Source organism: Streptomyces sp. NA02950 (assembly GCF_013364155.1).
Classification (GTDB): domain Bacteria; phylum Actinomycetota; class Actinomycetes; order Streptomycetales; family Streptomycetaceae; genus Streptomyces.
The window spans coordinates 1,553,947-1,568,632 of sequence record NZ_CP054916.1; the positions used below are offsets into that span (position 1 = coordinate 1,553,947).

Here is a 14,686-nt window from a genome sequence, read left to right on the forward strand (position 1 = left end):
ACATACGCCACTGACCTGCGCCTTCCTACGGTATGGCGACACATCAACGTCCCCGCCGACCGTTACGGAAGTGGTGTCCATGGCCGCGCCCGCTCCGCCAGCCCCCGCCCGTCTGCGGCGTATCGTCGCCGCCAGTCTCATCGGCACCACCATCGAGTGGTACGACTTCTTCCTCTACGGGTCGGCCGCCGCGCTCGTCTTCAACAAGCTCTTCTTCCCGGACTCCGATCCGCTCGTCGGCACCCTGCTGTCGTTCCTGACGTACGCGGTCGGCTTCGCCGCGCGGCCGGTGGGCGCGCTGGTCTTCGGACACTACGGGGACCGGCTCGGGCGGAAGAAGCTGCTGATCCTGAGTCTGCTGCTGATGGGCGGGGCCACCTGCGCCATCGGGCTGCTGCCGACGCACGCCACGGTCGGCTCGGCCGCGCCGGTGCTGCTGACCGCGCTGCGGCTGGTCCAGGGGTTCGCGCTCGGCGGTGAGTGGGGCGGGGCGGTGCTGCTGGTGTCGGAGCACGGGGACGCGCGGCGGCGCGGGTTCTGGGCGTCCTGGCCGCAGACCGGCGCGCCCGCCGGGCAGTTGCTGGCCACCGGAGTGCTCTCCGCGCTGACCGCGCTGCTGTCGGACGCCGCGTTCGAGTCCTGGGGCTGGCGGGTGCCGTTCCTGCTGTCGGGTGTGCTGGTGCTGGTCGGCTTGTGGATTCGTCTCTCTGTCGATGAATCGCCGGTCTTCCAGGCGGCACTGGCCCAGGCCGAGGCCCGCAAGGCGGAGGCCGGACGGCAGCCGGACGCGGCCGAGAAGCTGCCGCTGGTCGCCGTCCTGCGCCACCACTGGCGGGATGTGCTGATCGCCATGGGCGCCCGGATGGCCGAGAACATCAGCTACTACGTGATCACCGCGTTCGTCCTCGTCTACGCCACCTCCGACCATGTGGACCTGGGCAAACAGACCGCGCTCAACGCCGTACTGATCGCCTCCGCCGTGCACTTCGCGGTGATCCCGGCGTGGGGCGCGCTGTCGGACCGGATCGGGCGGCGCCCGGTGTATCTGCTGGGGGCGGCGGGCGTGGGCGCCTGGGCCTTCCCGTTCTTCCACCTCATCGACACCCGGGGCTTCGGGGCGCTGCTGCTCGCGGTGACCGTCGGACTGGTCTTCCACGGGGCGATGTACGCGCCGCAGGCGGCGTTCTTCTCCGAGATGTTCGCGACCCGGATGCGCTACTCGGGGGCGTCGATCGGGGCACAGTTCTCGTCGGTCGCGGCCGGTGCGCCCGCCCCGCTCATCGCCACCGCGCTGCTGGCCGACTACGACAGCGCCACCCCCATCGCGCTGTACGTCATCGCGGCGGCGCTGATCACCCTGGTGGCGGTGGGCGCGGCGCAGGAGACCCGGGACCGCGATCTGACCCGGATCGAGCCGAGCGCGCCCGGCGGGGAGCGGGCCACGGGGACGCTGGACGCGGCGGAGAGTACACCCCGTTCGGCCTCGGCGTCGTAGGGCAGGCGCAAGGCAGCCGTCAGGCAGGTGTACGGAGGCGGGTCCCGGACGCGTCCGGGGCCCGCGTCCGTACGCCGGTGGTGTGCCGCGGCCGACGGCGGCGGTCAGCGGGCCGAGGCCAGCCGGTGCAGCCGCAGCGCGAGCTGGATCTCCAGGGCGCGGGACGGCGACTGCCAGTCGGGGCCGAGCAGCCGCCCGACCCGCTCCAGCCGCTGGGCGACGGTGTTGACGTGGACGTGGAGTTCGTCCTTGGTACGGGCCGGGCTCATCCCGCTCGCGTAGTACGCGTCCAGGGTGCGCACCAGGTCGGTGCCGCGGCGTGTGTCGTAGTCGAGGACCGCGCCGATGGTGCGGTGGACGAAGTCCTGGACCCGGGCGCCGTCCGGGACGCCGTCGCGGGTGGCACCCAGCAGCAGCCCCAGAAAGCCGAAGTCCTCGGCGGCCGCGCCCTGTCCGGACCGGCCGAGCACCCGCAGCGCGGCCAGACAGCGCCGCGCCTCGGCGTAGCCGGAGGCGACCTCGCCGGGCCGGACGGCGGGCTCGGGGACCGGCGAGGAGGCGCCGACGGTGACCGGTGCGCGCAGCGCGGTGCCCAGCTGGCGGGCGGTCCGCCGGGCCAGGGCGTCGGCGGTGTCGCCCTCGGCCAGCGGCAGCAGCAGCACGGTGCCGCCGTCACGGGCGGCGGCCAGACCCTGCCCGGTGGCGGCCAGATGGGAGGCGGCGGACCACAGGCGCTGCCGGTCGGCGGCCTCCTCGGCGGGCGCGCCACCGCCCGGATCCGCACCAGAGGCACCGGACGCACCGCGTGCACCGGCCGCACCAGCCGTGGCGGGCGCGTCGAGCCCCGCGGCGAGCACCACATGGGGCGCGTCCAGGTCCGCCCGCAGCCGGGCGGCGCGCTCGCGCAGCAGCCGTGGTTCGCGGTCGGGGGCGTCGAGGAGGTCGTCCAGCAGTTCGCCGCGCACCCGCTGTTCGGCCTCGCCCGCCGAGCGCCGGGCGAGCTGGAGCAGCGAGGTGACCACCGCGGCCCGTTCCAGGGTGCGCTGGTCCACCGGGTCAAGGCCGGGGTGGCCGTGCAGCACCAGCGCGCCGAGCAGTTGACCCCCCGCGGAGACGGCGGCGATCCAGTCCTCCCCGTGCCGGACCGCGTGGCCGTCGGCCCGCGAGCGGTCCACGGCGGCCGCCGGCGCCCCGCCGGCCTCGACGAACTCCACCGAACCGCTGAGCACTTCGGCCACCGCGGTGGCGACGTCGTGCACCCCGCCGCCGCGCAGCACCAGGGCGGTCAGCCGGTCGTGGACGTCGGAGGCGCGCTCGATGACCGCGCTGCGGTCCCGGATGATCTCGTTGGCGGCCTCCAGTTCGGCCAGCGCGGAACGCGTCTCGGCGAGCAGGTTGGCCGTGTCGATCGCCACGGCCGCGTGGGCGGCGAACGAGGCGAGCAGCGCGATCTGCTCCCGTTCGAAGACCCGGGCCCGGCGGTCGGCGGCGAACAGCACCCCGATGACCCCGCTGCCGAGCAGCAGCGGCACCCCGAGGATGGCCACCAGACCCTCGTCCCGGACGCTCGCGTCGATGGTGTGGGTGTGCTGGAAGCGGGCGTCGTCGAAGTAGCTGTCGGTCACATAGGGGCGTGCGGTCTGGGCCACCAGCCCGCCGAGCCCCTCCCCCATGCCGAGCCGCAGCTGCTGGAAGCGGGCCGAGACCGAACCGTCGGTGACCCGCATATAGGTGTCACCGGCGCTCGGGTCGTGGAGCGTCAGATAGGCCACCTCGGTGCCCAGCAGTGACCGGGCGCGCTGGACGATGGCCTGGAGCACCGCGTCCAGGTCGCGCAGCCCGGCGAGGTCGTGCGCGGTCTCGAAGAGCGCGGACAGCTCGGCCTCGCGCCGCCGCCGTCCCTCCAGCTCACCCCGGACGCGGAGGGCGAGCAGCTTGGCGCGCTCCAGGGCCGCCAGCCGGTCGGCCGGGGCCTTGTCGGCGCGGGCGCGCAGACCCGGGCGCTCGTACGCCTCGGCGGGCGCGCCGCGCGCCAGCAGTTCCAGGTACGGGGTCTCCGGCGGATCGTCGGCCATGGTCACAGGGATACTCCCGCCGGGTGCGGCGGCGCCACCCGTCGGACGTGCGGGAGCGCGCTCCGGCGGCCCGACGGGGAGCCTGCCGGACGCGGGCCCTCCGGGCGGATGTCCGCTCAGTGGGCGGTCCATCCGCCGTCCATGGTGAGCGAGGCGCCGGTGACGAAGGAGGTGTGCGGACCGCACAGATAGGCGACGGCCTCGGCGACCTCCTCCGGTTCGACGAGCCGCTTGACCGCCGCGTCGGCGAGCAGCACCTCGGTGACGACCCGCTCCGGGGAGATCCCGTGGGCCTCGGCCTGGTCGGCGATCTGCCGCTCGACGAGTGGGGTGCGCACATAGCCGGGGTTGACGCAGTTGGAAGTCACCCCGTGGGCCGCGCCCTCCAGGGCGGCCACCTTGGACAGCCCCTCGAGCCCGTGTTTGGCGGCCACATAAGCCACCTTGTACGGGGAGGCGCGCAGGCCGTGCACCGAGGAGATGTTGACGATCCGGCCCCAGCCCTGCCCGTACATATGCGGCAGCGCGCCCCGCACCAGCCGGAACGGGGCCTCCAGCATCACCGTGAGCACCCGGGAGAAGACCTCGGGCGGGAAGTCCTCGATGGGGCGGACGAGCTGGAGTCCGGCGTTGTTGACCAGGATGTCGGTGCCCGCGGCGGCCTGCTCGGCGGCGTCGAGGTCGGTCAGGTCCAGGGCCCGCGCCTCGACGGTGCCCGGCCCGGCGGGGGCCTTGGCCACCAGCCGGGCCAGCCCCTCGGCGTCGAGGTCGACGGCGCGTACCGTGGCGCCCGCGGCGGCCAGCCGGAGGGTGCACGCCCGGCCGATGCCCCCGGCGGCGCCGGTGACCAGGGCGGTGCGGCCGGTCAGATCGAGGGCGGCGGCACCCGGGGCCGGGCCGGAGACGGGGGCGGGAGCTGAGGGGGTCGCGGGAGCTGAGGGGGTGGCGGCGCTCATGAGCGGCAGATTAGGCGGCGGGTGTGCCCGCACCGATGTGGCCGGGACACACACTTCGGCGCCCGGTGGTGGGCGGTCACCCCGCGGCGACGGGCTCGAACCAAGTCGCTCCGTCGACCAGCGCCTGCTTGATCCGGGTCAGCGAGAAGTCCTCCATCTCGGGCAGCGCGTCGAGCGCGAACCAGCCGACCTCCAGCGACTCGTCGTCGTTCACCCGCGCCTCGCCGCCCACCGCCCGGCAGCGGAAGCAGACGTCGACGAACTGGCACCGGTCGCCGTTGGGATAGGTCACCGGGTCCAGGGTGCGGACGAGGACGATCCGCTCGGGCACACAGCGCACCGCGGTCTCCTCCTCCACCTCGCGCACCGCGGCCTCGGCGGGCTGTTCGCCGGGCTCGGGGATACCGCAGATGATCACCCAGCGGCCGTTGTCGGCGCGGCGGCCCAGCAGCACCCGGCCCTCGTCGTCGAAGACGACCGCGCTCACACCCGGCAGGTACAGCAACTGGGGGCCCGCGGTGGCCCGGAGGTCACGGATGAAGTCGGGGATCGCCATGCGGTGAGGGTACCGGGCGGATCACGGCGGCCTCCCCGGCGGTCACGCCCTGGCACACCGTGTCCGTTTCACCACGGACACATGGTTTCTGCGCACCATGTACACATACCTCAGCACAAGCGCTACCGTTCCCGGTGGCATGGCCCGCACCCGGTCTCCGGCCGTGGTCGCGGTGCCGTCACGACGGGGGGGTCGACGGAAATGGCGTCATCAGTGGTGGGACCGGTCGTGCAGGGGCAGGAGAGACCCGCCCGCGGGAGCACACTCGACATCGCGGGCGCGGTGGTCCTGGGCGGCTGCGCGGTCTGGGCCCTCATCGCGTCGGTGGGACGCACGGCCCGCCCCGAGGGGGTGCTGCTCGCCGTGCTGGCGGTGGCCGCCGGGTACGCCTGCGGCCGGATCGCCGGATCGCTGCTGCCGGTCGCCGCGACGACGGCCGCCGCGCTCGCGGGGTTCGGTCTGGCCTGCACCGCGCTGGAGGACCTGCCCGGCCAGGAGGGCGTGGACGCCGCGCAGTGGACCCTGGCCACCGGCGCGGCCTGCTGTGCGGCCTGGGCGGCGCGGCCGCTTCTCCTCCGGTCCGCCCTGTGGCTGCTGGCCCTGGCGATCGCGGTCACGGCCGCGGTGGGCGGCGGCACGGCGGGCGGGGCGGCGAGCGCCGCCGTACTGCTGTGCTCGTTCACCGCCGCCCGGCTGCGGCGGCGGCTGCTGGGCCTGGCGGGTCTGGCGCTGCTCACCGCGGTCGCCGTCGGGGGCTGCTGGGCGGTGGCGGCGAACGCCGTCCCGGGCGGACTGCCGCCCGCGCTGCGCGCGCAGCTGACCGAGCACCGGGTCCGGCTGTGGCAGGACGCCACCCGGATCGCCGGGGACAATCCGGTGCGCGGGGCGGGCCCGGACCGCTTCACCGAGCTGAGCCCCACCGCCATGGAGGCACCGGATCCGCGGACCACACCGCACTCGGCCCCGTTGCAGCAGGCCGCGGGCGAGGGAGTGCCGGGGGTGGCGCTGCTGGGCGCGGCCTTCGGCTGGATGCTCTACGCACTGTGGCGCTCGCCCCGGTCCACCCCGGTCGTCCTGACGGCCGCGGTGGCGCTGACGGCTCTGGCCATCGAGGCGTCCTTGGGCAACGCGCTGAGCTTTCCGCAGGTGACGGCGGGTGCGGGGCTGCTCGCGGGCCTGGCCACGGCCAGCCGTCCGGACCACGCCCCGGCGCCGCTTCCCTGAGCGGCCGGAGCGCCGGTCAGACCTGTGAGGCGGGCTTCGCGATCAGCCGCAGCCGCTGGCGGATCACCCACACCGCCGCCTCCGCGTCGTCCACCGTGACGGTGAAGACGCGCCCGTCACCGAGGCGGACCACCAGGCCCTCACCGCGCCGCACCACCACCGCCGTACCCTTCTCGGGCCGCCACCGGTAGCCCCAGCCGCCCCACTGGCAGGGGGTGACCCGGGAGGCGACGTCGACGTCGACCACATCGCTCAGCGGAATGCGGCGGCGCGGCAGCCCCAGGTGGCCACAGCGGATCTCCAGGGTCTCCGCGTCGATCCGGACCGCCACGTGGACGAAGGCGATGGTGCCGAAGAGCATCAGCAGTCCGGCGGCGACACAGCCGATGACCGACATCAGCAGCGGGGCGATACCGGAGCCCCAGGGGGACGCGACAGCCAGGTCGATACCGAGCGCCAGACACGCGGCGCCCGCGGCCGCCAGCACCCACTGCACACGATTGTGCGCCCGCCCGGTCCAGACCGCGGGCGGCTCCCCGGCCGGGGTCTGCTTCCCCTGCTGGTGGTGGTGCCTCATAGTTGGCAGGGTACTCACGTTCCGCTACCGCGGCACCAGATCACACCGTTTCCGCCGGTGGAGGTGGGTTTCGGTCAGCCGCGGACGGTGCTGACGGGCGCCAGCAGAGTGCCCTCGGCGTACGCCAGCGCGGCCGGCGGCAGCTCCTCCTCGCGACCGCTGAGGAGGACCGTGAGCCCGCCGCGCGCCGGGACGGTCCGGTCGGTCGGCAGCGGATCGACGCCGATCCGGCGCAGCGCCTGGGCGGCGACGGCCCCGGCGGATCCGAGGAGGACGAGGGAGGGGGCGCCCGGCTGCTGCACGGCGGTCCGGATACGGTCGGCGACCAACTCGTAGTGGGTGCAGCCGAGGACGACGGTCGTCACATCGCGCGGGGTGCGCTCGGCGGCGACGGCCACCGCCGCGTCGATGGCGGCGAAGTCGGCGTACTGGACGGCGTCCGCGAGCCCCGGGCAGGCCACCGGCGTCACCTCGACCCCGGCCGCGAACTCGCGGATCAGGTTCCCCTGGTACGGGCTGCCGGTGGTGGCGGGGGTGGCCCAGATGGCGACCGGACCGCCCCCGGCGGCAGCGGGCTTGATCGCGGGCACCGTGCCGATGACCGGCAGCGCGGGCTCCAGTTCGGCCCGCAGCGCCGGAATCGCGTGGACGGTGGCGGTGTTGCAGGCGACGATCAGCACATCGGGGCGGTGCGCCGCGGCCGCGCGGGCGCAGGCCAGCGCATGCTCGGTGACGTCCTCGGGAGTACGCGGCCCCCACGGCATGCCGTCGGGGTCGGAGGAGAGCACAAGATCCGCGTCGGGCCGCAGACGGTGCACCGCGGCGGCGGTGGCCAGCAGGCCGAGTCCGGAGTCCATCAGCGCGATCTTCACCCGGTCACTTTAATGGATCGGTCCCGTCGGCCCGGCGCCCGGGCTCCGGTTCGGGCAGACTGCGGCGGGTGAGCGAGCTGACGTGGATCGCCGCCGCGGCCCTGGCGGCCTGGCTGTGGCTGCTGCTGGGCCAGGGCTTCTTCTGGCGTACGGACGTCCGGCTGCCCCGCACCGGCCCGCCGGAGTCCGGCGCCGCCGCGCGGGAGCCCGGCTGCTGGCCCTCGGTGGCCGTCGTGGTGCCCGCGCGGGACGAGTCCGCGGTGCTCCCGGTGAGCCTGCCGTCGCTGCTCGCCCAGGACTACCCGGGGCGGGCCGAGATCTTCCTGATCGACGACGGCAGTTCGGACGGCACCGGCAAGCTGGCCCGCGAACTGGCCGACGCGTGCGGCGGGCTGCCGCTGACCGTCGACTCCCCCGGCGACCCGGAGCCGGGCTGGACCGGCAAGCTGTGGGCGGTACGGCACGGTGTGGCGCTCGCCGCCCGGCGCGAGCGGGCCGGGACCGGGGCCGAGTATCTGCTGCTGACGGACGCGGACATCGCCCATGAGCCGGATTCGCTGCGGGAGCTGGTGCGGGCGGCCACGGCGGCCCGTCTCGACCTGGTCTCACAGATGGCCCGGCTGCGGGTGGCGACCGGCTGGGAGCGGCTGATCGTGCCCGCCTTCGTCTACTTCTTCAGCCAGCTGTACCCCTTCCGGTGGGTCAACCGGCCCCGGGCGCGCACCGCGGCGGCAGCGGGCGGCTGTGTCCTGTTGCGCCGGGAGGCGGCCGAACGGGCGGGGGTCCCGGAGACCATCCGGCAGGCGGTCATCGACGACGTGGCGCTGGCCCGCGCGGTCAAGCGGTCCGGCGGTGCGATCTGGCTGGGGCTCGCCGAGCGGATCGACAGCGTCCGGCCGTATCCGGGTCTTGGCGAGCTGTGGCGGATGGTCGCGCGCAGCGCGTACGCCCAGCTGCGCCACAACCCGCTGCTGCTGGCGGTGACGGTGGCCGGGCTCGCGTTGGTGTACCTCGCGCCGCCCGCAGCCGTGTGCGCCGGGCTGCTGACCGGGAGCGCCGTCCCCCTGGTGGTGGGCGCGGCGGCCTGGGCGCTGATGGCCGGGACGTACGTCCCGATGCTGCGCTACTACCGGCAGACCCTGTGGCTGGCACCGCTGCTGCCCCTGACGGCCTTTCTGTATCTGCTGATGACCGTGGACTCGGCGCTGCGGCACTACCGCGGGCGGGGCGCGGCCTGGAAGGGGCGTACCTACGCCCGTCCCAGTGCCGCGCCCTGACGGCCCCGTTGGCACCGCCGCCCGCGCGGACGGCTCATTTGCGGCCGGGCGTCCAGTTCATGCCCCACCCGTAGGCGTAGTCCAGGGTGCGCTGCGGGCTGACGCCGCGCTCCGGCACCAGATAGCGGGCCTCGCGCTGGACGACGAGGTCGCCACCGTTGTTGGTGATGAGCGCGAGGGCGCAGACCGGGGACGGGACGGTGCACTCGTCGAGCGAGAAGTCCACCGGTGCGCCGAACTGCGGCTGGAGGGTGACCGTGGCGTTGAGGTTGGCGAAGCTGCGCGCGCCCTCGTAGATGGTCACGAAGACCAGGATGCGGCGGAACGCGTCCTTGTGGTCGAGGTTGATGGTGAGGTTCTCGCCCTGTGCCCGGGCGCCGGTCCGGTCGTCCGCGTCGAGATGGATGAACGGCGGCTGGTGCAGTGAGCCGAAGGAGTTGCCGAGCGCCTGCACCACGCCCTTGCTGCCGTCGGACAGCTCGAAGAGGCAGCCGAGGTCCAGGTCGAGGTCGCTGTGCATGGCCATGGCCTTGCCCAGCTTGGCGCCCCATCCCTTGAACTGCTTGTGGATCTGCCAGTTGAGGTTGACCCGCATCGCACCGGAGGTGCCGCCCTGCTTGGTGAGCGAGACGGTGGGAGCCTGCTTGGTCAGCGTGACCTTGCTGAGGTTCACCGGCGCCCCGGCGGCCGTGGGGGCCGGAGCGGTCGGCGCCGGGGGCGCGGGCGGCGGGTAGGCCGCGGCGGCGCCCGGCTGCGGGGGCGGAGGCGGGGGGTAGCCACCGGCGGGCGGGCCGGACGGCGGCGCGGGCGAGGCCGGGGGCACCGGCGGCGCGGCGTACGGGGACGCGGCCGGAGGCGGCGGCGCGGCGGGGGGCGCCGCCGGAGCCGGGGCGGCCGGCTGCTGGGGTTCGTCCACGCTGATCCCGAAGTCGGTGGCGAGCCCCGCGAGACCGCTGCCGTACCCCTGGCCCACGGCGCGGAACTTCCAGGCGCCCTGCCTGCGGTACAGCTCGCCGAGGACGAAGGCCGTCTCGACCGTGGCGTCCTGACTGTCGAAGCGGGCGATCTCCGCGCCGCCGGCGGCGTCCAGGACCCGGACGCTGAGGCCCGGCACCTGGCCGAAGGTCCCACCGTCGGAGGAGCCCGCGAGCACCACGGTCTCGATCTCGGGCTCGACCTTGGACAGATCGACCGCGAGGGTGTCGGTCACCGTGTCCCCGGCGGTCCGCTTGCCCTCGTGGCGTACGGCGCCCGAAGCGTGCGTCGCCTGGTTGTAGAACACGAAGTCCGCGTCGGAGCGGACCTTTCCGGAGACCAGCAGCAGCGCCGAGGCGTCCACATCCGGTACGCCCGGGCCGGTGCGCCAGCCCAGTTCGATCCGCACCGACGCCGCCGGTACCGGTGTGTTGCTGCCCTTGGGCATCGACATGTCGTCCCCCTGCCTTTCCGTTCACGTAGCCGTGGATCAGTCTGCCCTGGGCCACTCTTCCGTGTGACACCGGAGTCCAACCGCGGGTAACCCGCTGAAAACGCGCTCTTTACACGATCTCAACGCACCCTGGCGACCGATTTTCCCGGGTTCGCAATGATTGATGAGCCACGACGGCTCCCAACACTGAAAACAACCCTCTTACCGGACTCCCCAATGAGCACATCGTGGGCTTAACTTATGGGCTATGACCTCCCCCCGCAGTACATACGGCGGCGGCTACTACTCCTCGCCGTCCTTCCCGGACACCCCCATCTACGACAGCCTCGTCGCAGAGCGGGGGACACCGCAGATCGCACCCATCAGGGTGCCGTCCGCATACGACACCGGAAGTCACCTTCCGGCACTGCCCTCGGCGCTGCCCGCGCTGCCGGCCGGCCCCTCGCATCACACCCCGCCGCCCGGCTACCAGCAGCACATGCCGCAGCCCAACGGGTTGCAGCAGGCCCAGACGCCGTACATCCCGCCGCAGGCGACGGGTCCGCGCGGCTATCCGGGTGCGCAGCAGCAGCGCCCGGCGGCGCCCTCGCCGATGGGGTACGACGCGATGCGTCCGGCCATGCAGCGCCCCGCGCCGCGTCCGGCCCCCGCGCCGAACCCGTATGACGACCCGTACGGACGTCAGCAGCACCCGGGCGGCCGGCCGCCGCAGCCGGGAGGCGGCTACTGAACATCTTCGGGAGGTGAGCGGCCGGGCCATGGTGCCCGGCCGAGGGAAGGATCGGGCCGGACGGGCATTCCCCGTCCGGCCCCTGTTCTGGGGGCCGTTCGGCCCCTGCCGGGTCGGTCCGGTCCGGGTGATCCTGGACGGGCTGTTCCGCGAGCCAACCCACATACGGGGACGGACCGGGCTCTCACCCCACTGCGGTGTTGAGCGACATCGACGGGCCGCCCCCGTTCCGCGTGGGGTGCGAGGCAGGAGGGGAGCCTGCCTCGCACCCCACGCGAGGCTCGGCGTCCGGCACGGCGGAGCCCCTGCCCGGGTCCGCGCGGGGCCGGCGCGGACCTCACTGGCCCGTACCGCGCTCCTTCATCCGCTCGGCGATGACCGCGGCCTGGATCCGCCGTCCCACGCCCAGCTTCGACAGGATCGAGGAGATCCGGTTCTTCACCGTCTTCTCGGCCAGGAACAGCCGCTCGGCGATCTGCCGGTTGGTCAGTCCGTCCCCGATGAGCTCGAGGATCTCGCGCTCGCGCGGCGAGAGCCGTTCCAGCTCGGGGGGTCCGCTGGGCTCCGGTCCGCGCAGCCGGGCCATCACCCGCGCGGTGGCCCCCGGGTCGAGCATGGACCGGCCGCCGGCCACCGTACGGACGGCCGAGACCAAGTCGGAGCCGTTGATCTGCTTGAGCACATAGCCCGCGGCCCCGGCCATGATGGCGTCGAAGAGCGCCTCGTCGTCATCGAAGGACGTGAGCATCAGACAGGCGAGTCCGGGCAGCCGGGCCCGCAACTCCCGGCAGACCTCGATCCCTTCGTGGTCGCCGCCCTCGCCCGACGAGCCGAGCCGTACGTCGAGCACGGCGACGTGGGGCCGTACGGCGGGGGCGCGGGCGATGGCCTCACGGGCGTTCGCCGCCTCGCCGACCACCCGCAGATCGGGCTCGGCGTCGAGGAGGTCGCGCAGTCCGCGCCGCACCACCTCGTGGTCATCGAGCAGGAAGACCCCGATGGTCTCGGCGGACTCGGGGGCGGCGGGGCCGTCGGGGCCGGTGGGGTCGGCTGTCTCGGGCACTGCACTCCTCACATGGCACACGGGGGCGCCGGTCGTGATCCAGCTGCCCAGCTTTACGGCCTGACGCGCCGAAGCGTAAGGGCCGTTCGGCCCTCAGGCCCGCTTCTCCCCCGCAGGCGAGGTGATGGCCACCAGCCTCTGCGGATGACACCCCTAGGGCGTCATGCCTCCGGCGTACGGCCCGTACAGGTCCAGCAGCCGGGTACGGGCGCTCTGCAACCGGCGCCCGATCACCTGGGCGCAGGCCAGCGCGAGGGCGTAGCCGAGCTCGGGGTCCTCGTCGCACAGTCGGCGCACCGCCTCCGCGTCGAACTCATGTGCTCGCACCGGGCTCAGCGCCTCCGCTCCCAGATGCCAGGTGTCCGGAGGGAACAGCCAGGACCAGCCGATGAGCTCCCCCGGGCCGAGGGTCTCGATCACCGCGGCGCGACGCCCGGGGACGCGCAGATCGAGGGTGACCGCGCCGGTGCGGATGATCCAGAAGCGGTCGGCCTTGCGGCCCTCCTCGAAGATGCGGCCGCCCGAGGGGAAGGACACATCGCGGGCGAGCGCCATCACGCGCTCGCGGTGCTCGGTCTTCAGCGCGCTGAGAAGTCCCATCATGATCTCACTCTGCCGTCTCCGCTCCCGCCTCGCCGCTCGGCGGTGACCGTGCGTATGCGAGGTGGCTGATCCATATCGGTATGCCAGTGAACGGCTATCGACTCACCTATACCCATTTCCGGTCAGGTTTCTGATAGGACGCGTCATTTTCGATCGACCACGGCGTCGGCGGTCCATCGGCCCTACCCTCGGCTGCTTCACCGACCCTGTGATGTCGCTCGTCCTCGTCAAAACGGGAGGCACTGGTGCTAGCCGACCCTCGCCGTCGGTCCGTCACTCGAGCCGGAGACCATCTGCTACAGCGCCGTTTCACCGCCGGCGAGCTGCCCCGGCTGCGGGTGCAGGTCGAGGAGTGCGCGGCCTGGGCCGGGCTGTGCGAGGCCCGGCGCGGAGACTTCGTCCTGGCCGTCGACGAGATCGCCAGCAACGCCGTCGAGCACGCGGGCGGCACCGGCTCGCTGCTGCTGCGGCGGGTCGGCGACGAGCTGGAGTGCCGGATCTCCGACTCCGGCCCCGGCTTCTCCGAGGACGTCATTCCGCAGATCCTGCCGGGGCTGGACGGCGCGACCAACGGCCGCGGACTGTGGCTGACCCGGCTGGTCACCGACCGGTTCGCGGTCAGCGCGGGGGCCGTGGGCGCCGTGGTGACCCTGGCGATGAGGCTGCGATAGCCCGGCGCTGGTACGCGTTTCCCGGCTACCCGCGTTTTTCAGGGACAACGGGGAAAGAACTCATCCATGTGCTGACATGAGGGGCGGTGGGCACGGGTGGAGCTTCCCGTGGTCGTCGGGGTCGACGGTTCGGACACCGCCTCCGGCGCGCTGGACTGGGCGGCCGGGATGGCCGCGCTGCGGGGGATCCCGCTGCGCATCGTCCATGCCTCGCTGTGGGAGCGGTACGAGGGCTGTCTCCCCGCGTCGGCCGCCGACCGGCCCGCCGAGCGGCTCCGCGGTGAGACGGTGCTGGCCACCGCGGCCGAGCGGGCCGGACGCCGCACACCGGAGCTGGAGGTGATGACCGACCTGGTGACCGACGACCCGGTCAGCGCGCTGCTGCGGGCCGGGCAGAGCGCGGAGGCGGTGGTCGTCGGATGGCGCGGCCGCGGTGAGTTCGCGTCGCTGCTGCTGGGCTCGGTCGGACTGGGGATCGCGGCCCGTGCGCACTGCCCGGTGGTCGTGGTGCGCGGCCGGGCGGAGAGCGCGCCGGGCGGGACGCACCGGGTGGTGGTGGGCATCGCCGAGCGTGAGCGGCCGGGCGGGCCCGGACCCGTACCGTCGCCCTTCCTCTCCCCCGCCGTCGCCTTCGCGCTGCGCGAGGCCCGGCTGCGCGGCTGTGATCTTGAGGCGGTGCACGCCTGGCGCTGCGCGGGCCCCGCCGACCACGGCCCGCGCGCGATGTACGACACGGCGTACGGCGGGGCGCAGGGCGCGGTGCACGGCTTGGTGCATGGTGGGGCGCTGGGTGCGACGTACGGCGCGATGCGCGGTGGGGAGCGCGCCGATCGGGGCGCGCGCCGGGAGCGCAACGCGGCGCGCGACGACCACGACGGGCGCGCGGACCATGCACAGCACGCCGCCGGTCTGCTGGCCGAGGCGCTGGGTGGCGCGACCGGACAGCCCCTGGTGCCGGTGACCCACCGCGCGGTGGAGGCCACGGCGCGCAAGGCGCTGCTGGACGCCTCGGCCCGGGCCGATCTGCTGGTCGTGGGGGCCCGGCGGCGGCAGGGGCACTTCGGAATGCAGCTCGGTCCGGTCAACCACGCCGTACTGCACCACGCACACTGCCCGGTGGCGGTGGTTCCGCGGAGCTGACCGAGTGGGCCCGGGTGA

The 14,686-nt window shown here is 74.0% G+C and carries 14 protein-coding genes; 6 read left to right on the plus strand and 8 right to left on the minus strand.

The features are described 5' to 3' along the window. Window positions 1-73 precede the first annotated feature (73 nt). Window positions 74-1,495, plus strand: coding sequence for an MFS transporter (locus HUT19_RS06225; RefSeq protein ID WP_176186538.1), 1,422 nt, complete (start codon window positions 74-76; stop codon window positions 1,493-1,495). Window positions 1,496-1,599: 104 nt separating this feature from the next. Here HUT19_RS06225 and HUT19_RS06230 read toward each other — a convergent pair whose 3' ends face one another. The 3 genes from HUT19_RS06230 to HUT19_RS06240 all read right to left on the minus strand — a co-directional run bounded on the left by HUT19_RS06230 (window position 1,600) and on the right by HUT19_RS06240 (window position 5,082). After that, entirely contained in the window at window positions 1,600-3,570 is a 1,971-nt protein-coding gene (locus tag HUT19_RS06230) for a GAF domain-containing protein (protein ID WP_176179488.1), read from the minus strand. 116 nt (window positions 3,571-3,686) lie between these two features. After that, window positions 3,687-4,526 (minus strand): 3-hydroxybutyrate dehydrogenase, encoded by an 840-nt coding sequence (locus tag HUT19_RS06235; RefSeq protein ID WP_254885461.1) that lies wholly within the window; start codon window positions 4,524-4,526, stop codon window positions 3,687-3,689. A 76-nt stretch (window positions 4,527-4,602) separates the two neighbouring features. Beyond that, complete coding sequence (locus tag HUT19_RS06240; protein ID WP_176179489.1) at window positions 4,603-5,082, minus strand: NUDIX domain-containing protein; 480 nt, start codon at window positions 5,080-5,082, stop codon at window positions 4,603-4,605. Window positions 5,083-5,283: 201 nt separating this feature from the next. Between HUT19_RS06240 and HUT19_RS06245 the strand changes: the two genes are divergently transcribed. Continuing rightward, window positions 5,284-6,306, plus strand: a complete 1,023-nt coding sequence (locus HUT19_RS06245; protein WP_176179490.1) for an O-antigen ligase — start codon at window positions 5,284-5,286, stop codon at window positions 6,304-6,306. A gap of 16 nt (window positions 6,307-6,322) precedes the next feature. On the opposite strand, the gene HUT19_RS06250 is transcribed toward HUT19_RS06245, so the two are convergent. Together HUT19_RS06250 and HUT19_RS06255 are read right to left on the minus strand one after the other, a co-directional pair. Beyond that, window positions 6,323-6,883 (minus strand): hypothetical protein, encoded by a 561-nt coding sequence (locus HUT19_RS06250; protein ID WP_176179491.1) that lies wholly within the window; start codon window positions 6,881-6,883, stop codon window positions 6,323-6,325. A 74-nt stretch (window positions 6,884-6,957) separates the two neighbouring features. Further along, window positions 6,958-7,755, minus strand: coding sequence for a glutamate racemase (locus tag HUT19_RS06255; protein WP_176179492.1), 798 nt, complete (start codon window positions 7,753-7,755; stop codon window positions 6,958-6,960). A gap of 68 nt (window positions 7,756-7,823) precedes the next feature. Here HUT19_RS06255 and HUT19_RS06260 point away from each other — a divergent pair, with 68 nt between their 5' ends. Beyond that, window positions 7,824-9,032 (plus strand): glycosyltransferase, encoded by a 1,209-nt coding sequence (locus tag HUT19_RS06260; RefSeq protein WP_176179493.1) that lies wholly within the window; start codon window positions 7,824-7,826, stop codon window positions 9,030-9,032. A gap of 34 nt (window positions 9,033-9,066) precedes the next feature. Here HUT19_RS06260 and HUT19_RS06265 read toward each other — a convergent pair whose 3' ends face one another. Further along, window positions 9,067-10,461 carry a TerD family protein gene (locus HUT19_RS06265; RefSeq protein ID WP_176179494.1) on the minus strand — a complete coding sequence of 465 codons (1,395 nt, stop codon included), beginning with the start codon at window positions 10,459-10,461 and terminating at the stop codon, window positions 9,067-9,069. A gap of 247 nt (window positions 10,462-10,708) precedes the next feature. Here HUT19_RS06265 and HUT19_RS06270 point away from each other — a divergent pair, with 247 nt between their 5' ends. Continuing rightward, window positions 10,709-11,191, plus strand: coding sequence for a DUF6643 family protein (locus tag HUT19_RS06270; protein WP_176179495.1), 483 nt, complete (start codon window positions 10,709-10,711; stop codon window positions 11,189-11,191). A 337-nt stretch (window positions 11,192-11,528) separates the two neighbouring features. Here HUT19_RS06270 and HUT19_RS06275 read toward each other — a convergent pair whose 3' ends face one another. Further along, window positions 11,529-12,191 (minus strand): response regulator transcription factor, encoded by a 663-nt coding sequence (locus HUT19_RS06275; RefSeq protein WP_176186542.1) that lies wholly within the window; start codon window positions 12,189-12,191, stop codon window positions 11,529-11,531. 216 nt (window positions 12,192-12,407) lie between these two features. Next, the gene (locus HUT19_RS06280; protein ID WP_176179496.1) at window positions 12,408-12,857 is read right to left on the minus strand and encodes a cyclic nucleotide-binding domain-containing protein; all 450 of its coding nucleotides are present in this window, start codon (window positions 12,855-12,857) and stop codon (window positions 12,408-12,410) included. Window positions 12,858-13,102: 245 nt separating this feature from the next. On the opposite strand from HUT19_RS06280, the gene HUT19_RS06285 reads away from it, so the two are divergent. Continuing rightward, on the plus strand, window positions 13,103-13,528 hold the full coding sequence (locus tag HUT19_RS06285; RefSeq protein ID WP_254885462.1) for an ATP-binding protein: 426 nt from the start codon (window positions 13,103-13,105) through the stop codon (window positions 13,526-13,528). Window positions 13,529-13,624: 96 nt separating this feature from the next. Further along, window positions 13,625-14,668 carry a universal stress protein gene (locus HUT19_RS06290; protein ID WP_176179497.1) on the plus strand — a complete coding sequence of 348 codons (1,044 nt, stop codon included), beginning with the start codon at window positions 13,625-13,627 and terminating at the stop codon, window positions 14,666-14,668. The last annotated feature ends 18 nt before the right edge of the window (window positions 14,669-14,686 follow it).